This window comes from Nocardioides currus (genome assembly GCF_003057875.1).
In the GTDB taxonomy this organism is placed as follows: domain Bacteria; phylum Actinomycetota; class Actinomycetes; order Propionibacteriales; family Nocardioidaceae; genus Nocardioides; species Nocardioides currus.
Map to the genome: position 1 here is coordinate 64,043 of NZ_PYXZ01000012.1, position 20,228 is coordinate 84,270.

The following is a 20,228-nucleotide window of genomic DNA, read 5'->3' on the forward strand; positions in this document are numbered from 1 at the left end:
CGCTCGAGCGCGTCGTGCGCGAGGAGTGGGGCCGGTTGGTGGCCGTGCTGCTCTCACGCTTCCGACGCCTCGACCTCGTGGAGGACGCGCTCGGCGACGCGGTCGAGGCGGCCGCGCGCACCTGGCCGGCCGACGGCGTCCCGGACGTTCCGGCGGCGTGGCTGCAGACGGCGGCCAGCCGCCGGATCATCGACCGCCTGCGCACCGAGGCCGTCGCGCAGAAGGCCGCCCCCCTGCTCGTCGTCGAGAGCAGCCGCCGCGAAGGAGCCCGCGTGATGGCCGATCCCGGCGCCCTGGTCGAGGACGACCTGCTGCGGCTGGTGCTGATGTGCACGCACCCGGCGCTCGCGCCGGAGGCCGCCAGCGCGCTGACCCTGCGTTTGGTCCTGGGTGTCCCGACGGCCGACATCGCGCGCCTCTTCCTGGTCCCCGAGGCGACGATGGCCGCGCGCATCACCCGCGCCAAGAAGCGGATCACCGGCGCGGGCATCCCCTTCGGCGTGCCGGACGCGTCCGTCCTGCCGGACCGGCTCGACACCGTCGCCCAGACCGCCTACCTCGCCTTCACCGCGGGCTACTCCCCCGGCACCGGTCCCGACCTGCTGCGCGCCGAGCTGTCGGCCCGGGCCATCGGCCTGGTCCGCGTCGTGCTCGGCCTGCGCCCGGCCGAGCCGGTGCTGGTGGCCCTCCTCGCGCTGATGCTGCTCCAGCACTCGCGTCGCGACGCCCGGGTCGCCGACGGGCGACTCGTGCTGCTGCCCGACCAGGACCGCGCCCGGTGGCACGCCGACGAGATCGACGAGGCGCGCCGCCTCCTGGCTTCGGAGGCGTTGCGCGGGCCGGTCACCGTGCAGTCAGCGGCGTACGCCCTGCAGGCGCGGATCGCTGCCGAGCACGCGATCGCCACGTCACCGGACCAGACCGACTGGGAGCGGATGATCGTCCTGTACGACGCCCTGCTGGCCGTCGCCCCGACGCCGAGCGCGCGCCTGGCCCGGTCGGTCGCGGTGGCCGAGGCCCGGGGCCCGGCCGCCGGGCTCGCCGCGCTGGAGGGCATCGAGATCCCCTCGACGCACCGTGTCGCCGCCGTACGCGCCGAGCTGCTGGCCCGGTCGGGCGACACCGACGCCGCGCGGGCGGCCTTCGACCAGGCGATCGCCGCGTGCCTCAACGACGTCGAGCGCGCGCACCTGGAGTCGCGCCGCGCCGAGCTCTGATCAGGCCTGCACGTCCTGCTGCTTGGCCAGCACGGTCAGCCCGTCCTCGACGACGAAGCCGCGGGCCCGGTCGGCCTCGGCGTCGACGCCGATCTGGGTGCCGGGGGGCACGACGACGCCCTTGTCGAGGATCGCGTTGCGCACGATCGCGCCCTCACCGACGTGGACGCCGTCCATCAGCACGGAGTCGGAGACCTCGGCGCCGTCCTTGACCCAGACCGCCGGCGACAGCACGGACTGGTTGACCGTGCCTCCGGAGATCACCACACCGGGCGACAGGATCGAGTTGAACGTGGCGACCCCGGCGCCGCTGGCACCCTCGACGAGCTTGGCCGGCGGGTGCGGACCGTAGCTGGTGTAGATAGGCCACGCGTTGTTGTAGAGGTTGAAGACGGGCAGCGGCGAGACCAGGTCGAGGTGGGCGTCGTAGTAGGACCGCATCGTCCCGACGTCACGCCAGTAGCCGCGGTCGCGGTCGGTGGAGCCCGGGACCTCGTTGTCCTTGTAGTCGTAGACCGAGGACTCGCTCTTGTCGACGAACCACGGGACGATGTCGCCGCCCATGTCGTGCTTCGACTGCTCGCGCTCGGCGTCGCGGGTGACCGCGTCGCGCAGGGCGTCGGCGGTGAACACGTAGTTGCCCATGCTCGCCAGCACCTCGTCGGGCGAGTCCGGCAGCCCGACCGGATCGGTCGGCTTCTCGAGGAAGGCGCGGATCTTCGACGGGTCGCCCGGGTCGACGTCGATGACGCCGAACTGGTCGGCCAGCGAGATCGGCTGGCGGATCGCCGCGACCGTGCAGCCCGCGCCGGACTCGACGTGTGCGGCGACCATCTGGGAGAAGTCCATCCGGTAGACGTGGTCCGCGCCCACCACGACGACGATGTCGGGCTGCTCGTCGGTCAGCAGGTTGAGGGACTGGTAGATCGCGTCGGCGCTGCCGAGGTACCACCGCTTCCCGACCCGCTGCTGGGCCGGGACCGGCGTCACGTAGTTGCCGAGCAGGTTGGACATCCGCCACGTGGTGGTGACGTGCCGGTCGAGGCTGTGCGACTTGTACTGCGTCAGCACGACCACCTTGAGGTAGCCCGAGTTGACGACGTTGGAGAGCGCGAAGTCGATGAGGCGGTAGATCCCCCCGAACGGCACGGCGGGCTTGGCGCGGTCCGCGGTGAGCGGCATCAGGCGCTTGCCCTCACCGCCGGCCAGGACGATGGCGAGGATCTTCTTGCGGGCGGGTGCGACGCTCATGCCTCGAAACTAGTGGCGCTCGCGAGCGGCGACCACCCCAAGTCGTGAGTAGATTCGCCCTCATGCGAGTCGACGTCCTCAGCAAGGAGTACCCGCCCGAGGTCTACGGGGGCGCCGGCGTGCACGTCGCCGAGCTCGTCCGGGCCCTGCGATCGCTGCCCGACGTCGAGGCTCTCGTCCGGTGCTTCGGTGCGGCTCGGTCCGAGGAGGGCACGACGGCGTACGCCGAGCCCGACTCGCTGGCCGCCACCAACCCGGCGATCAGGACCCTGGGCGTCGACCTCGCGATGGTCGACGACTGCGCGGGGGCCGACCTGGTCCACTCGCACACGTGGTACGCCAACATGGCCGGCCACCTCGCCGGGCTCATGCACGGCATCCCGCACGTCGTCTCGGCCCACTCCCTGGAGCCGATGCGGCCGTGGAAGGCCGAGCAGCTCGGCGGCGGCTACGCCCTGTCGAGCTGGGTGGAGAGGACGGCCTACGAGGGGGCCGCCGGCATCGTCGCCGTCAGCTCGGCGATGCGCGACGACGTCCTGCACAGCTACCCGTCCGTGGACCCCGCCAAGGTGACGGTCATCCACAACGGCATCGACACGTCCGACTGGTCGCCCGTGGCCGACCCAGACCGCGTGCGCGCGCTGGGGCTCGACCCCGACCGCCGCAGCGTGATCTTCGTCGGCCGGATCACCCGGCAGAAGGGACTGCCGCTGTTCCTGCGGGCGGTCGCGCAGCTGCCGCCCGACGTCCAGCTGATCCTGTGCGCCGGAGCTCCCGACACCCCCGAGATCGCCGCCGAGGTGCGCGGGCTGGTCGACGGGCTCGCCGCCACGCGCGACGGGGTGGTGTGGATCGAGGAGATGCTCCCCCGCCCCGACGTCGTCGCCCTGCTCACCGCCGCCACCGTCTTCGCCTGTCCCTCGATCTACGAGCCGCTCGGCATCGTCAACCTCGAGGCGATGGCCTGCGAGACCGCCGTCGTCGCCACCGCCACCGGCGGCATCCCCGAGGTCGTGCAGCACGGGTCCACCGGCTGGCTGGTCCCGATCGACCAGGCCACCGACGGCACCGGCACCCCCCTCGACCCCGAGCAGTACGTCGCCGACCTCGCCGCCGCGCTCGACGACGCGGTCTCCGACCCCGACCGCGCCCGCGCCTTCGGCGTGGCTGGTCGCCAGCGCGCCATCGAGGCGTTCAGCTGGGACGCGATCGCCGCCCGGACCGTGGACCTCTACCGCTCGCTGACCACGTAGACGCGCAGGCATTGGTCTGCGCCATCAGTCCTCGGGAGCGGGGCGAGCCGGCGCGGGCGAGAGCAATGCCTGCGCGTCGCCGGCGCCTGTGGACGACGCAAGCGCGAGACGAGCCCGTCCGGCCATGCTCGTCACATGGACGTCGACCTCGCGATCGAGCGGATGGGAGGCATGGCCTCCCGCGCTGCGCTGATCCGGGCGTCGTCGCGAGCCGAGGTCGACCGCGCCCTGTCAGTGGGGGCGATCGTCCGTGTCGGGCAGGGTCGATACACCGTGCCGGGCGTCGACGCGGCGGCAGCGCTGGCGCATGCGATGAACGGGGTCCTCTGCCTCACCAGCGCCGCGCTGCGCCACGGGTGGGAGGTCAAGGCCGTGCCGCCGAAGCCGCACGTCCTGGTCCCCCGCAACCGCAACGTCCCTCAGCGTTACCGGGAGCGCGTCGTCGTCCACAGTGCCGACCTCGCCCCGGACGACGTCACCGACCAGGCGACCTCTCGTGAGCTCACGCTGGTCCAGTGCCTGCGGATGCTGCCGTACGACGAGGCGCTGGTGATCGCCGACTCCGCCCTGCGTGCCGGTGAGCACGCCACCCTGGTCCGAGCGACGTCGCTCGTGCGTGGCCGCGGCCAGGCCGGGGCGCGACGCGTCGGCGCCACGGCGAACGGGGACGCGGCGAATGCCTTCGAGTCGGTGACGCGAGCCATCTGCAACACAGTCCCGGGGCTCAGCGTGCGCCCGCAGGTCGTCATCTCGTCCCCGCACTGCTGGGCACGACCGGATCTCGTCGACCGCGACCGCCGGATCGTGATCGAGTGCGACTCCTACGAGTGGCACGGCAGCCGCGAAGGGTTCCGCAAGGACGTCCGGCGCTACACACTGCTCGCGGCCGACGGGTGGCTCGTCCTGCGGTTCACGTGGGAGGACGTCATGTTCCGGCAGGAGTGGGTGCGTGAGGTGTTGGTGCGGGTGGTCGCAGACGCGCAGGCATTGGTGCCCCCTCGCGGGCTCGCCGCCGCCTGATCCAGCTCGATCGGGCGACCAAGGCCTGCGCGTCTCCCCGTACGCCGGAACGCCCCGGACCGAAGCGGTCCGGGGCGTTCGCGGGTTGAGTCAGCGGCCGGAGGGGGCCAACTCCTCGGCGGGCGAGGCGGGCGGGGGCGAGGTGTCGTGGTCGTCGACCATCGTCGCCTCGTCGAAGCGGTCCTCCCCCGACAGCACCCGGTCGAGCTGGGCGTGGTCCAGGGTGTTGGTCCACTGGCCGACCAGGATGGTGGCCACCGAGTTGCCGGCGAAGTTGGTCACGGCCCGCGCCTCGGACATGAAGCGGTCGATGCCGACGATCAGGCCGACGCCGTCGAGCAGCTCGGGACGGTGCGAGGACAGTCCACCGGCCAGCGTGGCCAGGCCGGCGCCGGTGACCCCGGCAGCGCCCTTGGAGGCGATGATCATGAACAGCAGCAGGGAGATCTGCTCGCCGATGCTCAGCGGCTTGTCGAGGGCGTCGGCGATGAAGATCGAGGCCATCGTCAGGTAGATCGCGGTGCCGTCGAGGTTGAAGGAGTAGCCCGTCGGTACGACGACGCCGACCGTGGTCTTCTCGACGCCGGCGTGGTTCATCTTGGCGATCAGGCGGGGCAGTGCCGACTCGGACGACGAGGTCGACACGATCAGCAGGAACTCGCGCCCGAGGTACTTGAAGAGGCTGAAGATGTTCACCCCGGTGGCCAGCTTGAGGATCGCGCCGAGGACGACGAAGACGAACAGGAAGCAGGTGATGTAGAAGGCCACCATGATCGTCAGCAGGCTCTTGATCGCGTCGACACCGGTCTCGCCGACCACGGCGGCGATGGCGGCGAAGGCACCGATCGGGGCGGCCCACATGATCATCGCCAGCACCCGGAACACGAGCCGCTGGATGTGGCCGATGCCCGCCAGGATCGGCTGGCCGGAGCGGCCCATGGCCTGGAGGGCGAAACCGACGAGGAGCGCGACCAGCAGGGTCTGGAGCACCTCGCCCGACGTCAGCGACGACAGCAGCGAGTCGGGGACGATGCCGGTGATGAACTCGGTGGTGGAGCCGTGCGCCTCGGCGGCCTGCTCCTTGCCGACCCCCGCGACGTCGTCGGAGAGGTTGAGGCCCTCACCCGGGTCGAGCAGGTTGCCGACCAGCATGCCGACGGCGAGCGCGACGGTGGACATCGTCAGGAAGTAGACGAGCGCGAGCCCACCGACCTTCCCGACGCTCGCCGCGCTGCGGACGGAGCCGACGCCGATGACCAGCGTGCAGAAGATGACCGGCTGGATCATCATCTTGATCAGGGCGACGAACGTCGTGCCGATCCACTTCAGGCCCACCGCGAAGTCGGGCACGACGAGGCCGGTGATGGCCCCGAGCACCACGGCGACGATCACCGCGATGTAGAGGTAGTGGGTGCGGTCGCGCTTGACCGTCACCTCGTCTGTCGTTGCGCTCATGGTTCCTCCGGCTCCGGTCCTGCGTGGGGGTGGGTGGGCTGTGCCCTGCGCCACATCCTGTGGGCTCCTGTGACGGCCGTCACCCTTGTGTTCGTTGAGTTCACGCCGACGTGCACCGACCCGGCACACCCGGACGGGTACGGCACAATGCGGCCATGGCTCCAGCCGCGGTGCGACGACGGGAGAGCCCGGTCGCCCGCCAGATCCTGCTGCTGCAGGTCGGCGTGGTCGTCGTGCTCGTCGTCACCGCGGTCGCCCTCGCCGCCTGGGACGCCCGCCGCGACTCGCGCACCAGCGCGCGCGAGCAGGCCACCGCGGTGGCCCGCTCGGTGGCCGACTCCCCCTTCGTGCGCGAGCAGGTCCGCACACCCGACCCGACCGCGCTGCTCCAGCCGTTCGCCGAGGAGGTGCGGATCGACACCGGCACCGACTTCGTCGTGATCATGGACCGCGACCGGATCCGCTGGACGCACCCCGACGTCAGCCAAATCGGGCGGGAGTTCGTCGGCGGCACCGGCGACGCCCTCGAGGGCCGGCCCTTCACGCAGGAGTACCGCGGCACGCTCGGGCCGTCGGTGCGAGCCGTCGTCCCCGTGACCGACGGAGGCGAGGTGGTGGCCCTGGTCGCCGTCGGCATCAAGATCCAGCGCCTCGACCAGCGGCTGCTCGACGACCTGCCCGGCATCGGGCTGGCCGCCCTCGCGACGCTGCTGACCGGCTGCCTGGGCGCCTGGCTGATCGCGCGGCGGCTGCGCCGGCAGACCCACGGCATGGGCGAGCGCGAGATGACCCGGATGTACGAGTACTACCGGGCCGTGCTCGGGGCGGTCCGCGAGGGCCTGCTGCTCGTCGACTCCGACCTGCGGGTGCAGCTCGTCAACGACGAGGCGACCCGCCTCCTCGCCCTGCCCGACGACGCCGAGGGCCGGTCGCTGACCGATCTCGGCCTCCCGCCGGGCCTCGTGGCTGCGGTCGAGCAGCGGGCGGCGGTGGCCGACCAGACCTACGTGCTGGGCCAGCAGGTGCTCGTCCTCAGCACCTCCCCCGCCTACTGGCGCCAGGCCGAGGTGGGCGCCGTCGTGACCGTGCGTGATCGCACCGAGCTCCAGGCGGTCACCGGCGAGCTGGACCTGGTCCGCGGCCTCACCGAGTCGCTGCGCGCCCAGAGCCACGAGGCCGCCAACCGCCTGCACACGATGGTGTCGCTGGTCGAGATGGGGCGCCCCGAGCAGGCCGTCGAGTTCGCCATCGCCGAGCTCCACGTCGCCCAGGGCCTCGCCGACGAGCTCGTCGCAGCCGTCGACGAGCCGGTGCTCGCCGCGCTCCTGCTGGGCAAGACGGCGCAGGCCGCCGAGCGCGGGATCACGCTCGCCATCGAGGGCGACCTGCCCTCCGACCTGCCTGTCGACTCGCGCGACCTCGTCACCGTGGTCGGCAACCTGGTCGACAACGCCTTCGACGCGGTCGCCGAGACGCGCTCGACCCGACCCCAGCAGGTGCGGGTGTCCCTCGACGGCGGGCCCGAACGCCTCCACATCGAGGTCGACGACTCCGGTCCGGGCATCGCGCCCGAGGACCGGGCGCACGTCCTCGACCGCGGCTGGTCGAGCAAGGCGTCGGAAGGACGCGGGCTGGGGCTCGCCATCGTCACCCAGGTCGTCTCGCGCCACGCCGGCACCCTCGAGGTGGCCGACTCCCCCCTCGGCGGTGCCCGGTTCGTGCTCGACGTGGAGGTGGCTCCGTGAGCGTGCGGGTGCTCGTCGTCGAGGACGAGGAGGTCGCGGCCGAGGCGCACGCGACGTACGTCGGCCGCGTGCCCGGCTTCGAGCTGGCCGGCGTCGCCCGATCGGCCGGCGACGCCCTGCGCCTGCTGCGTGGCGACGACGCCGTCGACCTGATCCTCCTCGACATGCACCTCCCGGACGGGCACGGGCTCGGCCTGCTGCAACGGATCCGCGCCGAGGGCCACACCGTCGACGTCATCGCCGTCACCTCGGCGCGCGACACCGAGGTCGTGCGCCGCGCGGTCTCCCAGGGCGTCGTGCTCTACCTCCTCAAGCCGTTCACCTTCGCCGCGTTCCGGGGCAAGCTCGAGCAGTACGCCGAGTTCCGGACCCGTCTCGAGAGCTCGCCGACCGACGTGGTGCAGGACGACGTCGACCAGCTCTTCGGAGCCCTCCGCGCCCGGCCCACCGGCGAGGCACTGCCCAAGGGGATGAGCCCCGACTCGCTGCGCGCGGTGGTCGAGGCACTGCGTCGCCGACCCGACGGCCTCTCCGCCAGCGAGGTCGCCACCCAGGTCGGCGTCTCCCGGGTCACGGCCCGGCGCTACCTCGAGCACCTCGCGGACGAGGCCCGGGTGACCAGATCGCCGCGTTACGGCGGCACCGGGCGCCCCGAGGTCGGCTACGTCTGGGCCACCCCCGACGACGCCTGACGCCTGTCGCGACCAGCCTCGGAGGATCTACCGTGGATCACCGCGCGACCGGGCGCGGACCTGTTCCGGGAGGCGCCATGAGCCAGCCGAGCCGTGAGCCCGCACCCCTCGCCGTACGCGCCCAGATCCTGGCGACCGAGCACTGGGGACTGCTGGCCGTCCGCAGCCAGACGTGGAACGAGGTGATGGGCCGGATCTCGGCCCAGCTCACGTTCGCGTCCGCGTCGCTGGTCTTCCTCGCCCTCGCGGTGCAGGGGCTCGGCTACTCCGAGACGTTTCGGATCCTGGCGATCTCCCTCGGCGTGGTGGTCCTGCTGACGGGCACGCTGACCAGCTTCCGGGTCGCCAACGCGAGCCAGGAGGACTACTTCTTCGTCCTCGGGATGAACCGTCTGCGAGCGGCGTACGTCGACATCGACCCGACCCTCGCGCCCTACTTCGTCACCGGGATGCACGACGACCCGCACGCCGTGCAGCAGACCTACACGATGGGCCCGGTGCGCGACGTCAACCACGTGCTGGCCAGCGCGGCGATGTTCGTGATCGTGGTCAACACGATCGTGGCCGGTGGGCTCGTCGCGTTCGTCGGGTGGCCGCTGGGGCCGTGGCCCGCCGCCGGTCTGGGCGTCGTCGCCGGGGTGCTGCACTTCGGCCTGTGGATTCTGCAGGGCAAGCGCACCTACGAGACCAACACCGACCCGCAGTGGATCCGGTTCCCGACCCCGCCGGCGGACGTCAGCTGAGCTCGAGACCCGGGTAGAGCGGGTTCTTGTCCAGCAGCTCGTCGGCGCCGGCCTGCACCCGCTCGGCGACACCGTCGGCGAGGACGTACGACGCCTTGCTCGGCTCGCCCGCCTTGGTGGTGCCGGGCTGGGTGTTGGAGAGCACCTCGATCATCAGCTCCGCCACCCGGTCGAACTCCTCGTGGCCGAACCCGCGGGTGGTCAGCGCCGGGGTGCCGAGGCGGACGCCGGAGGTGTACCACGCGCCGTTGGGGTCGCTGGGGATCGAGTTGCGGTTGGTGACGACGCCGGCGTCGAGCAGGGCCGACTCGGCCTGCCGCCCGGTGAGGCCGAAGCCGGAGACGTCGAGCAGCACGATGTGGTTGTCGGTGCCGCCGGTGACCAGGCGGGCGTCGCGCTTGAGGAAGCCCTCCGCGAGCGACTGCGCGTTGTCGGCGATCGCCTGGGCGTAGGTCTGGAACTCCGGCCGGCGCGCCTCGGCGAACGCCACCGCCTTCGCGGCCATCATGTGCGACAGCGGACCGCCGAGGACCATCGGGCAGCCGCGGTCGACGTCGGCCGCGAACTCCTCCTGAGCCAGCACCATGCCGCCACGCGGGCCGCGCAGCGACTTGTGGGTCGTCGTGGTGGTGATGTGCGCGTGGGGCACCGGGTCCTCGTCGCCCGAGAACACCTTGCCGGCCACCAGTCCCGCGAAGTGCGCCATGTCGACCATCAGCACGGCCCCGACCTCGTCGGCGATCTCGCGCATCTTGGCGAAGTTCACGCGGCGGGGGTAGGCCGAGTAGCCGGCCACCAGCACCAGCGGCTTGAACTCCCGCGCCTTCGCGGCGACCTGGTCGTAGTCGAGCAGGCCGGTCTCCGGGTCGGTGCCGTACTGCTGCTGGTGGAACATCTTGCCGCTGATGTTGGGCCGGAAGCCGTGGGTCAGGTGCCCGCCCGCGTCGAGCGACATCCCGAGCAGTCGCTGGTTGCCGAACTCGTGGCGCAGCGACTCCCAGTCGGCCTCGGTCAGCTCGTTGACGTTCTTCGCCCCGAGCTTCTTCAGCGCGGGCGTCTCGATCCGGTTGGCCAGGATGGACCAGAAGGCGACGAGGTTGGCGTCGATCCCGGAGTGCGGCTGGACATAGGCGTACGGCGCACCGAACAGCTCACGCGCGTGCTCGGCCGCCAGCGCCTCGACGGTGTCGACGTTCTGGCAGGCGGCGTAGAAGCGGTGGCCGACCGTGCCCTCGGCGTACTTGTCGCTGAACCACGTGCCCATCGTGAGCAGGACGGCCGGTGAGGCGTAGTTCTCCGACGCGATCAGCTTCAACGAACCTCGCTGGTCCGCCAGCTCCTGGCGGGTGGCCGCCGCGATGCGCGGCTCGACCGACTCGATGACCTTGAGGGCCTGCTCGTAGGCGCCGGAGGTGAGCTGGGACAGGGAGGCATCCGTCATGGCGCCAGCCTAGAGGTTTCGGGGCATCCGGCGGACAGTGCGTCCACGCCGGGTTAGCGTCCTTGGGTGCGAGCTCGGGCATGGACAGCAGCTTCGGTCGTCGGACTCGTCGCGGCCGTGCTGCCGACCGTCGGGGGTGAGCCCGTGCCGGCTCGTGCGGCCGCGCCGCCCGCCATCTCCGTCGCCGCACCGGCGTGGATGTATCCCGCCTTCGACCCGGCGGTCTCGAGGTACGCCGTCCACCGCTCGAGCGACGGCACGGTCAGGGTCCAGGTGACCGGTGACGGCGCGGTGTCGTTCGACGGCGTGCCCGACGACGACGGCAACGCAGACTTCGCCGACGCGCAGCCGGGAGACGAGATCTCGGTGTTCGTCGACGACGGCAACCTGCGCCGCGCCTACGCGCTCCACGTCCTGCCGGACTCGTTCCCCCGCCTTGCCGCCACCCACGACGGCACCCCGCTGCAGCCGGGCAACATCGCCGTCACCATCGACCGCTTCGACGGTGTGTCACCGCGCTACGAGGCGGTGCTCGACCGCCACGGTGTCCCGGTCCACGCACGCGAGCACGGCGAGCGGGTGCTCGACCTGAAGCTCGCCCGGAGCGGCCAGCTCACGGTCCAACGGCCCACGACCACGGGTGGTCGCACCGGCGAGGCGCTCGTCGTCCTCGACGACCGTTTCCGCGAGGTCCGTCGGTTCGACACGACGGGCCTCGTCAACACCGACGGCCACGACTCGGTGCTGGAGGCGGACGGCTCGCGCTGGCTGATGGCGTACGAGCCGAACACGTCCACCGGCCTCGTCGACTCGGTGATCCAGCACGTCCTCGCCGACGGCACCGTCGACTTCCAGTGGTCCAGCGCGCCGTACGCCGACGAGACGACTGCCGCGGGCAACGCCGACTACGCCCACCTCAACTCGATCGACGTGCAGCCCAACGGCGACGTGCTGGCGTCCTTCCGCCACCTGAGCTCGGTGTTCCTGATCGCCAGCCGCGCCCACGACGGCCACCAGCCGGGCGACGTGATCTGGAAGCTCGGCGGCCGTGACAGCAGCTTCACGTTCCCGTCCGGCGACGTCGGTCCGTGCGCGCAGCACTCCGCGTCGCTGCTCGGCAACGGCCACGTGCTGCTCTTCGACAACGGGTCCACGCCGTTCTTCGGCAACCTGTGCGTGGACCCCGCGGATCAGCAGGGCCCCGCCACCCAGCGACTCTCCACACGGGTCGTCGAGCTCGCCCTCGACGGCGACCGCGCGACGGTGGCCAGGACGTACGGCGAGGCGGACCGTTTCTCGTGGTTCATGGGCTCGGCGGCGAGACTGCCCGGAGGTCACGTGCTGATCGGCTGGTCGGCCGACACCCATGCGATCTCCACCGAGACGGACGCCACCGGCGCCACCCTGTGGAGCCTCGCGGACACCCGCTGGCGCGCCGGCGGGCCCGAGCCGTCGGCCTACGTCAGCTATCGCGCCGCCCTGGTCCCCGAGCGCGACGGCTTCGACCCGGAGGTCACGCTCGACGGCCCGCCCGACGGTGCCGTGGTGCAGGAGGATGCGGTCGTGCCCGTCGAGTTCTCCTGCCAGGACCGAGGCGGATCGACGCTCCAGACCTGCGACGGACCAGCGGGGCGGGTGCTCGACACCACGACCGCCGGCGCTCACACCTGGCAGGTGACGGCGCGCGACGGGTCGGGCCGGTCGACCACCGCCACCCGCAGCTTCACGGTGTCGGCCGCGGCGACTCCCACACCGGCGACTCCCACGCCGTCACCGACGCCCACCACGACACCCACAGCGACACCCACAGCGGCACCGCCGCCGCCCGGTCCCGTCGCTCCCCCGGTCCGCCGCGCGCGACCCGACCTCGCCGTCAGCACCGGTCGCGGCTCGTGGGTGGGCGCGGGCGAGCTCGCCCCCACCCGCCAGACCGCAGTCGTGGACCTCGCGAAGCACGGCTCCACCCCCTCCGTCCGGATCCGGCTGACGAACGCCGGGACCGCTTGCGGGCGGTTCGTGCTCCGAGGACCGGCGCGGGCCGACGGCGGCGGCATCGTGATGTCCTACCGCTCCCGGGGAGCCGACCGGACCCGGGCGCTCTCCCGCGGCTGGCGGACTCCCGCGCTCGACCCGGGCCAGAGCCTGCGCATCCGCATGCGCATCCGGCTGCCGACGTTCTTCGACGGCCGTGCCGCACTGCCGTTGCGAGCGTCCTCGGACGGCGGTCGGGACCGGGTGCGGGTGACGTTCGGGCGCTGAGCCCGGTGTGACGTAGGCCGCACGATCGCGGCCGAACCCGCGTGGACCCGCGCCGCGCGTCTCAACATGTGGCGGCACGTCTCTCATCATGAGATTTCGCCTTGTGGTCAAGGTGTCCGAGCGTTGAGACTCCTTGACATGACTCTTGCTGCGACGTCGACGTTCCTGGTGGTCCGCCGCCACGTGGACTTCGGACGCACGCGCAGCATGATGTGTTGGCATCGCTGACTCGCCGCCCAGTCACCGCACGTCACCGCGCTCATCGTCGCGCGCGGCCCTCAGCGAACAGGACCATTCCCCCATGCCTGATCTGCGCTTCCAGCCCGAGCCCGCCCAGCACACTGAGATCCCGCGCCCCAAGCGGGCGGAGGGCCAGTGGGCGCTCGGCTACACGGAGCCGTTGAACAAGAACGAGCAGTCCAAGAAGGACGACGACCCGCTCAACGTCCGCGACCGGATCCTCTACACCTACTCCAAGCGCGGCTTCGACTCGATCGACCCGGCCGACCTCCGCGGCCGCTTCCGCTGGATGGGCCTCTACACGCAGCGCGCGCCCGGCTTCGACGGCGGCAAGACCGCACAGCTCGAGGAGGAGGAGCTCGACGACCGCTTCTTCATGATGCGCGTGCGCACCGACGGCCAGGTCCTCGACGCGACCGCGCTGCGTGCCCTGGGCGAGTCCTCGACGACGTACGCCCGCAACACCGCGGACCTCACCGACCGCAACAACATCCAGTTCCACTGGGTCGAGGTCGAGTCGGTGCCCGCGATCTGGGAGCGGCTCGAGGGCGCCGGCCTGACCACCGTCGAGGCGTGCGGCGACAGCCCGCGCCCCTTCCTCGGCTCGCCGGTCGCCGGCATCGCCAAGGACGAGATCATCGACGGCTCGGAGGCGCTCGCCGAGATCAAGCGTCGCGCGCTCGGCAACCCCGAGTTCTCCAACCTGCCGCGCAAGTTCAAGACCGCGCTGACCGGCCACCCCAGCCACGACGTGGCCCCCGAGGTCAACGACGTCTCCTTCGTCGGCACCGTCCACCCCGAGCACGGCCCCGGCTTCGACCTGTGGGTCGGCGGCGGCCTGTCGACCAACCCGATGCTCGCCCACAAGCTCGGCGTGTGGATCCCGCTGGACGAGGTCGCCGACGCCTGGGAGGGCGTCGCGGGGATCTTCCGCGACTACGGCTACCGCCGGCTCCGCTCGAAGGCACGGCTCAAGTTCCTGCTCGCCGACTGGGGCAAGGAGAAGTTCCGCGAGGTGCTCGAGAAGGAGTACCTCCACCGCGAGCTCGTCGACTGCCCCTCGCCGTCGGCGCCCGTGCACCAGGGCGACCACGTCGGGATCCACGAGCAGAAGGACGGCAAGTTCTTCATCGGCGCCACCCCCGTCGTCGGCCGCATCGACGGCACCACGCTCACCGCGCTCGGTGACCTCGTCGAGCAGTACGGCGCTCGCGGCGTGCGCCTCACGGCGTACCAGAAGCTCGTGGTGATCGGCGTGGACGGCGCGGACACCGAGGCGTTCGCGGACGGGCTGGAGAAGATCGGCCTGACCGCCCGGCCCAGCAACTGGCGCCGTCGCACCATGGCGTGCACCGGCATCGAGTTCTGCAAGCTGGCCATCGTCGACACCAAGGAGCGCGCCCGCGCCCTAGTCACCGAGCTCGAGAAGCGCTTCCCCGAGCTGGACACGCCGATCTCGGTGAACGTCAACGGCTGCCCCAACGCCTGCGCGCGCACCCAGGTCGCCGACATCGGCCTCAAGGGCCAGCTGGTGATGGACGGTGACGGCAACCAGGTCGAGGGCTTCCAGGTCCACCTGGGCGGCGCGCTCGGCCTGACCCCCACGCTCGGTCGCAAGCTTCGGGCCCACAAGGTCACCAGCGCCGGCCTCGACGACTACGTCACCAGCGTCGTGCAGGCCTTCCTCGCCGACCGCACCCCCGGCGAGCTGTTCGCCGAGTGGGTCACCCGCGCCGACGAGGCGCACCTGCGCGGCGAGTCCTCACTGGAAGCCGTCTGACATGAGTGAGCGAGCGGCCCCCCAGCACTGCCCCTACTGCGGGGAGACGACGTTGTGGCCGCGCGAGGACGGGTGGGAGTGCCGCTCCTGCCTGCGTGCCTTTGCCGTCACGTATCTCGGCATGATCCCCCGAGGAGGAGGTGCACGATGAGTCTCTCCACCCAGGCTGCCCGCGACTTCAAGGGCACCCACACCGCCGGTCGGACGCCGGAGGAGCTCCGCGAGCTCGTCTCCCACGTCGGCGCCGAGCTCGAGCTGGCCCCCGCCGAGAACATCATCGAGTGGGCCGTCGCGACCTTCGGCGAGCGCTTCTGCGTGACCTCGTCGATGGGCGACGCGGTGCTCGCGCACCTCGCCTCCAAGGTCGCCCCCGGCCTCGACGTGGTGTTCCTCGACACCGGCTACCACTTCGTCGAGACCATCGGCACCCGCGACGCGGTCGAGGCCACGCTGCCGGTCAACCTGGTCACGATCCAGCCCGAGCTGAGCGTCGCCGAGCAGGACGCGACGTACGGCAAGGACCTCTACAAGACCGATCCCGACCTGTGCTGCAAGCTGCGCAAGGTGCAGCCGCTGGCCGACTCGCTCGCGAACTACGACGCGTGGGCCACCGGGCTGCGGCGCGCGGAGACCCACAACCGGGTGATCGCGCCGGTCGTCGGCTGGGACGCCCGCAAGGGGAAGGTGAAGGTCTCGCCGCTCGCGCGCTGGAGCGACGAGCAGGTCGAGGCCTACATCAACGACAACGGCGTGCTCGTCAACCCGCTGGTCTACGACAACTACCCGAGCATCGGCTGCTGGCCGTGCACGCGACGCGTCGTCCCCGGCGACGACCCGCGCAGCGGTCGTTGGGCCGGCACCAACAAGACCGAGTGCGGCATCCACTCATGAACTTCACCTCCAACGACAACGGCGTCGATTCGCACACCACCACCCGAGATGGGAGGCCCAGCTGATGGCCGCTCCTGCACTGGTTGCCCTGGCTCACGGGAGCCGCGACCCCCGCTCCGCCGCGACGATCAAGGCCCTCGTGGCCGAGGTCAAGACGATGCGCCCCGACCTGCGCATCGAGACGGCGTTCCTCGACCTCGCCAAGCCGTCGTTCGACACGGTCGTCGACCGGCTCGTGAAGGCCGGCTTCGACGAGATCGTCGTCGTCCCGCTGCTCCTGACCGAGGCGTTCCACGCCAAGGTCGACGTCCCCAGCGCCGTCGCGGCCGCCACCGAGCGGCACGAGGGCCTCAAGATCCGGGCCACCCGCGTGCTCGGCATGGAGGCCGCCTTCCTCGAGGTCCTCGACGTGCGGCTGCGCGAGGCGCTCAAGGAGGCGCGGGTGCGTGAGCTCGACGCCCTCGTGCTCGCCGCCGCCGGCTCGTCCGACCCGCTCGCCAACCAGGCCGTCGCCCGGCTGGCCCGCACCTGGGGCACCCGCCACAAGCTGCCCGTCACGGCCGCCTTCGCCTCCGCCGCTCCCCCGGCCGCCGGCGAGGCCGTGCGCGCGTTCCGGGCCGAGGGGCGTCGACACATCGCGGTCGCGTCGTTCTTCCTGGCTCCCGGCACGCTCCCCGACCGGGCCGCCGAGCTCGCCGTCGAGGCCGGCGCGGTGGCGGTGTCCGAGCCGCTCGGCGCCCACCCCGAGGTCGCGCGGGTGATCCTGGCGCGCTACGCCGTCGGCGCCGTGGAGCTCGTGCCCGTCTGAGACGCAGCAGTCCTCACAGGTGCTTGAGCGCCTCACGGCGCGATAGCCCGCTCAGCCGGTCCGCGTGGGTCCCGACGAGGTCGAGGACCCACGCGGCGTCGGTCCGGGCGTGCTCGCGCGACGCCCAGCCGAGCGCCAAGCGGTGCGAAGAAGTCCCTGCCGAGCACGGTGTCGTCCAGGTTGGCGACGAGGGCGTGGTCGAGCAGGTCGGTGTCGGTGCGCTCGCGGTGCCGGAGCTGGCTGAGCATCGCCGTGCGCCGGATCCAGAGGTGGTCGTCGGTGGCCAACGCCCGCACAGCGGCAGCAGGTCGGGGTCGAGCCAGGGGGCGTACGCCGCGTGGCGCAGCAGCGCGAGGGCGGCGTACCTCTCCTCGCGGTGCTCGGCCTCGTCCCACAGCCGGAGGGCGGTCGCCTGCCACTCGGCCCGGTCGCACATGGGGTGGTCACGCAGCAGCGGCCGCAGGAGTGCACGCACCTGGGGCGCCGCGACGCCGTGGTAGGGCATGGCCGACTTCATGTAGGCCGGCTGATGCGCGGCGCGCGCGGGGGTCGCCGGCAGCCGCGAGCTGGGCGCTGACGGCGCCGACGAGGTCCGTCAGCTGACCAGTCGCCCCAAGAGGTGCTCGAGCTGGCGGGCGGGGTCGGTCGTCATGCCACCGTGCACCGGCCCCGGCTGCAGGACCGTGCTGCGCGGTGCCTTGAGGAACCCGAACCGCTGGCCCAGCGACTGGCGCGCCGCCTCGCCGCCGCGCTCGTCGCCGCGGCAGACCCAGTCGACGAAGGTCAGGGCGTCGCACACCTGGTCGACGTCGACGCCCGGCGCGAGGGCGTGCAGCCGGTCCGCGTCGACGTTCCAGGCGACGTCGAGGAAGTCGGCCGACTGGCAGTGCAGGACGACCCCGACGTTGAGGAACTCCTCACGCTCGGGGCGCGGGACGCACCGCAGCACGACGTACTGGTAGGCGACCCGGCTCACGACGACACCTGCGGCAGCCACTGGCGCGTCTCGAGGCGCGCGGTCAGGAACTCGACGTACGCCGCTCGCAGCGCCTCCGGCGTCTCCGCGCCGGGCACCGGCTCGAGCCAGACGTCGGGCACGGCGGCGAGGACGTCGGTGAACACCTCTCGGCCGAGCTGCGACGAGATCTCGTCGTCGAGCTCACGCGCGCGCCCGGCGCAGGTCTCGAAGACGTGACCGCTGACGTCCCACGGCTGCGCCGCGAACCTCGCCGCGTCCGTGACGCCCGAGCGCCAGCCGTGATGGAAGTACAGCGACGCGCCGTGGTCGATGACCCAGAGGTCGCCGTGCCACAGGAGCAGGTTGGGGTTGCGCCACGACCGGTCGACGTTGGCGGTGAACGCGTCGAGCCACAGCACCCGCGCGCCCTCGTCGTCCTCGGCGGTGACCTGGCCGTCGACGCCGAACGAGCCGGGGAGGAAGTCGATGCCGAGGTTGGGTCCGACGCTGGCGTTGAGCAGGTCCTGGACCTCCTCGTCCGCCTCGTAGCGGGCCAGCTCGGGATCGAGGTCGAGCACCACCAGCCGCGGGGTGCGCAGGCCCAGTCGGGTCGCCAGCTGGCTGACGATCACCTCCGCGACGAGGACCTTGGCGCCCTGACCGGCGCCGCGGAACTTGCACACGTAGGTCCCGAGGTCGTCGGCCTCCACGATGCCGGGCAGGCTGCCGCCCTCGCGCAGCGGTGTGACGTACCTCGTGACGTGGACGAGGGGAAGGGAGTCGCTCACCGGACGGGCGTCTCCTCGGCCAGGCGCCTCTTCTCGGCCTCGACGTCGAAGTCGGCCGCCGGCCACTGGAGGTCGAGGCCGCGCAGGGCGTCGAGCAGCAGCTGGGCGACGGCGAGGTTGCGGAACCACTTCTTGTCCGCGGGGATCACGTGCCACGGCGCGGCCTCGGTGTTGGTGCGCTCCAGGGCGATCTCGTAGGCCTCGCGGTAGGCGGGCCACAGGGCGCGCTCGTCGAGGTCCCCGGGATTGAACTTGTAGAACTTCTCCGGGTTGTCGAGTCGTTCCTGGAGGCGCGCCTTCTGCTCGTCGGCGCTGATGTGCAGCATGCACTTGATGACCGTGGTGCCCTCGGCGACCAGCCGGGCCTCGAAGTCGTTGATGGCGCCGTACCTCCGCTCGATCTCGTCCGGCTCGGCGAAGCCGCGGACGCGGGCGATGAGGACGTCCTCGTAGTGGGAGCGGTCGAAGACGCCGACGTAGCCGGCGGACGGAAGACCCTTCTCGATGCGCCACAGGAAGTCGTGCGCCTTCTCCTCCTCGGTCGGTGCCTTGAAGCTGGTGATCCGCACGCCCTGCGGGTCGATCAGGCCGACCGCGTGGCGCAGCACCCCGCCCTTGCCGGAGGTGTCCATCCCCTGCAGCACCAGCAGCACCCGGCGCTCGGAGCCCGCCGTGCGCTCCGCCCAGAGCCGCTCCTGGAGGTCGGCGAGCTCGGTGGCCATGTCGGCGAGTGCGGACTGACCGTCGGCCTTCTTGCCGGCGAACCCCGGGGCCGCGTCGGTCTCGATGGCCGTGAGGTCGACCGGACCCCGATCGAGGCGGACGCTGTCGGCGATCGTGTCGGTCATGGGCACATCATGGCCCACTCCGGACGCGAGCATCGTCAGGCCAGGACGCGCTGCACGTCGAGGGAGCAGCCCACGACGGTGTGGACGGAGCCGTCCGCCTGCGGCTGGTCGAACCACACGCCCTGCTCGAAGCCGGCCTTCGCCAGCACCCGGAGGGAGGCGGCGTTGCGGTGGTCGGGCGCCGCGAAGAACGTCGTGGCGTCGGCGACCCGGCTGTGGGTGCGCTTCATCCAGGCCCACAGGATCGCCGGACCGAGGCCGCGGCCTCGCCACTGGTCGGCGCCGATCGCGTAGTCGACGCCGATCGCGTCGGGGTCGGGGGCGAGCACGGCGTAGTCGGGGTAGTCGCGGATCCGGTAGTCCTGGACGAAACCGACCGAGCGGCCGTTGACCTCGACCATCCACATCCGGGTCGGGGTCAGGCCGTCCACGCGCTCGGCGTACATCTCGTAGATCTGCTCGGGCGTCTGCTCCTGCCCGACTCCCCACCACTCGCGCACCGCCTCCCCTGCTCGCCAGTCGGTGACGAGGTCGAGGTCGCCGCGCGTCATGGCCCGCAGCGCCACCACCCGGTCGTGGTCGATCGCGAAGCGCTTGACCTCACCGGACAGGTCGACCGGGACCGGGGTGCCGGTCATGCTGGCTGCCGTCCGCTCGGCGGCGGCGCGCCACGACTCGCCCTCGCGCACGACCCCGCTGAGCTCGTGGCCGCGATCGGCGATCGTCAGCCGGGTCGTCATCGCAGCGACGGTCCCGGCGCGGCGTGGGCCCGGCGCGGTTCGCGTGGACGACGACCGAGGTCGTCACGGACCGGCTGCAGGTGGAACATGGGTGCGAGC

At 71.9% G+C, this 20,228-nt stretch carries 18 protein-coding genes; 10 read left to right on the forward strand and 8 right to left on the reverse strand.

Annotated features, from left to right (window positions below):
• Positions 1 to 14 precede the first annotated feature (14 nt).
• A complete protein-coding gene (locus C7S10_RS20620; RefSeq protein ID WP_243395512.1) occupies positions 15 to 1,217 on the forward strand; it encodes an RNA polymerase sigma factor in 1,203 nt (400 codons plus the stop codon).
• On the opposite strand, the gene glgC is transcribed toward C7S10_RS20620, so the two are convergent.
• On the reverse strand, positions 1,218 to 2,468 hold the full coding sequence (glgC, locus tag C7S10_RS20625) for a glucose-1-phosphate adenylyltransferase (RefSeq protein WP_108346585.1): 1,251 nt from the start codon (positions 2,466 to 2,468) through the stop codon (positions 1,218 to 1,220).
• A gap of 62 nt (positions 2,469 to 2,530) precedes the next feature.
• Between glgC and glgA the strand changes: the two genes are divergently transcribed.
• Both glgA and C7S10_RS20635 read left to right on the forward strand, forming a co-directional pair.
• Positions 2,531 to 3,721: a glycogen synthase gene (gene glgA / locus C7S10_RS20630; protein WP_108346587.1), complete on the forward strand. Its 1,191-nt coding sequence runs from the start codon at positions 2,531 to 2,533 to the stop codon at positions 3,719 to 3,721.
• 135 nt (positions 3,722 to 3,856) lie between these two features.
• A complete protein-coding gene (locus C7S10_RS20635) occupies positions 3,857 to 4,741 on the forward strand; it encodes a DUF559 domain-containing protein (RefSeq protein ID WP_108346589.1) in 885 nt (294 codons plus the stop codon).
• Between the two features lie 90 nt (positions 4,742 to 4,831).
• Here the strand turns inward: C7S10_RS20635 and C7S10_RS20640 are convergent, their stop codons facing one another.
• Positions 4,832 to 6,196: a cation:dicarboxylate symporter family transporter gene (locus C7S10_RS20640; RefSeq protein ID WP_108346591.1), complete on the reverse strand. Its 1,365-nt coding sequence runs from the start codon at positions 6,194 to 6,196 to the stop codon at positions 4,832 to 4,834.
• Between the two features lie 155 nt (positions 6,197 to 6,351).
• On the opposite strand from C7S10_RS20640, the gene C7S10_RS20645 reads away from it, so the two are divergent.
• The 3 genes from C7S10_RS20645 (at position 6,352) to C7S10_RS20655 (ending at position 9,376) form a co-directional block, all read left to right on the forward strand.
• Entirely contained in the window at positions 6,352 to 7,941 is a 1,590-nt protein-coding gene (locus C7S10_RS20645) for a sensor histidine kinase (protein ID WP_108346593.1), read from the forward strand.
• Complete coding sequence (locus tag C7S10_RS20650; RefSeq protein ID WP_108346595.1) at positions 7,938 to 8,633, forward strand: response regulator; 696 nt, start codon at positions 7,938 to 7,940, stop codon at positions 8,631 to 8,633. Before C7S10_RS20645 ends, C7S10_RS20650 begins: the two co-directional genes overlap by 4 nt.
• A gap of 77 nt (positions 8,634 to 8,710) precedes the next feature.
• The gene (locus tag C7S10_RS20655; RefSeq protein ID WP_108346597.1) at positions 8,711 to 9,376 is read left to right on the forward strand and encodes a hypothetical protein; all 666 of its coding nucleotides are present in this window, start codon (positions 8,711 to 8,713) and stop codon (positions 9,374 to 9,376) included.
• Here the strand turns inward: C7S10_RS20655 and C7S10_RS20660 are convergent.
• Positions 9,369 to 10,817 carry a glycine hydroxymethyltransferase gene (locus C7S10_RS20660; RefSeq protein ID WP_108346599.1) on the reverse strand — a complete coding sequence of 483 codons (1,449 nt, stop codon included), beginning with the start codon at positions 10,815 to 10,817 and terminating at the stop codon, positions 9,369 to 9,371. The genes C7S10_RS20655 and C7S10_RS20660 overlap by 8 nt on opposite strands.
• 66 nt (positions 10,818 to 10,883) lie before the next feature.
• Between C7S10_RS20660 and C7S10_RS20665 the strand changes: the two genes are divergently transcribed.
• The 4 genes from C7S10_RS20665 (at position 10,884) to C7S10_RS20680 (ending at position 16,795) form a co-directional block, all read left to right on the forward strand.
• A complete protein-coding gene (locus C7S10_RS20665; RefSeq protein ID WP_133176577.1) occupies positions 10,884 to 13,076 on the forward strand; it encodes an arylsulfotransferase family protein in 2,193 nt (730 codons plus the stop codon).
• A 301-nt stretch (positions 13,077 to 13,377) separates the two neighbouring features.
• Complete coding sequence (locus C7S10_RS20670) at positions 13,378 to 15,096, forward strand: nitrite/sulfite reductase (RefSeq protein ID WP_108346603.1); 1,719 nt, start codon at positions 13,378 to 13,380, stop codon at positions 15,094 to 15,096.
• A gap of 147 nt (positions 15,097 to 15,243) precedes the next feature.
• Positions 15,244 to 15,987 (forward strand): phosphoadenylyl-sulfate reductase, encoded by a 744-nt coding sequence (locus C7S10_RS20675; protein ID WP_108346605.1) that lies wholly within the window; start codon positions 15,244 to 15,246, stop codon positions 15,985 to 15,987.
• Positions 15,988 to 16,051: 64 nt separating this feature from the next.
• A complete protein-coding gene (locus C7S10_RS20680; RefSeq protein WP_108346607.1) occupies positions 16,052 to 16,795 on the forward strand; it encodes a sirohydrochlorin chelatase in 744 nt (247 codons plus the stop codon).
• A gap of 13 nt (positions 16,796 to 16,808) precedes the next feature.
• Here C7S10_RS20680 and C7S10_RS23200 read toward each other — a convergent pair whose 3' ends face one another.
• From C7S10_RS23200 to C7S10_RS20705, 5 genes are read right to left on the reverse strand one after another with little or no spacing between them, the layout of a single operon-like run.
• Positions 16,809 to 17,354, reverse strand: coding sequence for a DNA alkylation repair protein (locus C7S10_RS23200; RefSeq protein WP_423802730.1), 546 nt, complete (start codon positions 17,352 to 17,354; stop codon positions 16,809 to 16,811).
• 36 nt (positions 17,355 to 17,390) lie between these two features.
• Positions 17,391 to 17,771 carry a DUF3037 domain-containing protein gene (locus C7S10_RS20690; RefSeq protein ID WP_108346609.1) on the reverse strand — a complete coding sequence of 127 codons (381 nt, stop codon included), beginning with the start codon at positions 17,769 to 17,771 and terminating at the stop codon, positions 17,391 to 17,393.
• Positions 17,768 to 18,541 (reverse strand): HipA family kinase, encoded by a 774-nt coding sequence (locus C7S10_RS20695; RefSeq protein WP_108346611.1) that lies wholly within the window; start codon positions 18,539 to 18,541, stop codon positions 17,768 to 17,770. The genes C7S10_RS20690 and C7S10_RS20695 overlap by 4 nt, the downstream gene beginning before the upstream one ends.
• Positions 18,538 to 19,389, reverse strand: a complete 852-nt coding sequence (locus C7S10_RS20700; protein ID WP_108346613.1) for a PPK2 family polyphosphate kinase — start codon at positions 19,387 to 19,389, stop codon at positions 18,538 to 18,540. Before C7S10_RS20700 ends, C7S10_RS20695 begins: the two co-directional genes overlap by 4 nt.
• A 35-nt stretch (positions 19,390 to 19,424) precedes the next feature.
• On the reverse strand, positions 19,425 to 20,129 hold the full coding sequence (locus C7S10_RS20705) for a GNAT family N-acetyltransferase (RefSeq protein WP_108346615.1): 705 nt from the start codon (positions 20,127 to 20,129) through the stop codon (positions 19,425 to 19,427).
• Between the last annotated feature and the right edge of the window lie 99 nt (positions 20,130 to 20,228).

Bases quoted from the DNA above. Each gene is read 5' to 3' on its own strand.
- C7S10_RS20635 (WP_108346589.1), top strand. From the start codon at position 3,857: ATGGACGTCGACCTCGCGATCGAGCGGATGGGAGGCATGGCCTCCCGC.
- C7S10_RS20670 (WP_108346603.1), top strand. From the start codon at position 13,378: ATGCCTGATCTGCGCTTCCAGCCCGAGCCCGCCCAGCACACTGAGATC.
- glgA (WP_108346587.1), top strand. From the start codon at position 2,531: ATGCGAGTCGACGTCCTCAGCAAGGAGTACCCGCCCGAGGTCTACGGG.
- C7S10_RS20655 (WP_108346597.1), top strand. From the start codon at position 8,711: ATGAGCCAGCCGAGCCGTGAGCCCGCACCCCTCGCCGTACGCGCCCAG.
- C7S10_RS20645 (WP_108346593.1), top strand. From the start codon at position 6,352: ATGGCTCCAGCCGCGGTGCGACGACGGGAGAGCCCGGTCGCCCGCCAG.
- C7S10_RS20675 (WP_108346605.1), top strand. From the start codon at position 15,244: ATGAGTCTCTCCACCCAGGCTGCCCGCGACTTCAAGGGCACCCACACC.
- C7S10_RS20640 (WP_108346591.1), bottom strand. From the start codon at position 6,196: ATGAGCGCAACGACAGACGAGGTGACGGTCAAGCGCGACCGCACCCAC.
- C7S10_RS20680 (WP_108346607.1), top strand. From the start codon at position 16,052: ATGGCCGCTCCTGCACTGGTTGCCCTGGCTCACGGGAGCCGCGACCCC.
- C7S10_RS20700 (WP_108346613.1), bottom strand. From the start codon at position 19,389: ATGACCGACACGATCGCCGACAGCGTCCGCCTCGATCGGGGTCCGGTC.
- C7S10_RS20705 (WP_108346615.1), bottom strand. From the start codon at position 20,129: ATGACGACCCGGCTGACGATCGCCGATCGCGGCCACGAGCTCAGCGGG.
- glgC (WP_108346585.1), bottom strand. From the start codon at position 2,468: ATGAGCGTCGCACCCGCCCGCAAGAAGATCCTCGCCATCGTCCTGGCC.
- C7S10_RS20660 (WP_108346599.1), bottom strand. From the start codon at position 10,817: ATGACGGATGCCTCCCTGTCCCAGCTCACCTCCGGCGCCTACGAGCAG.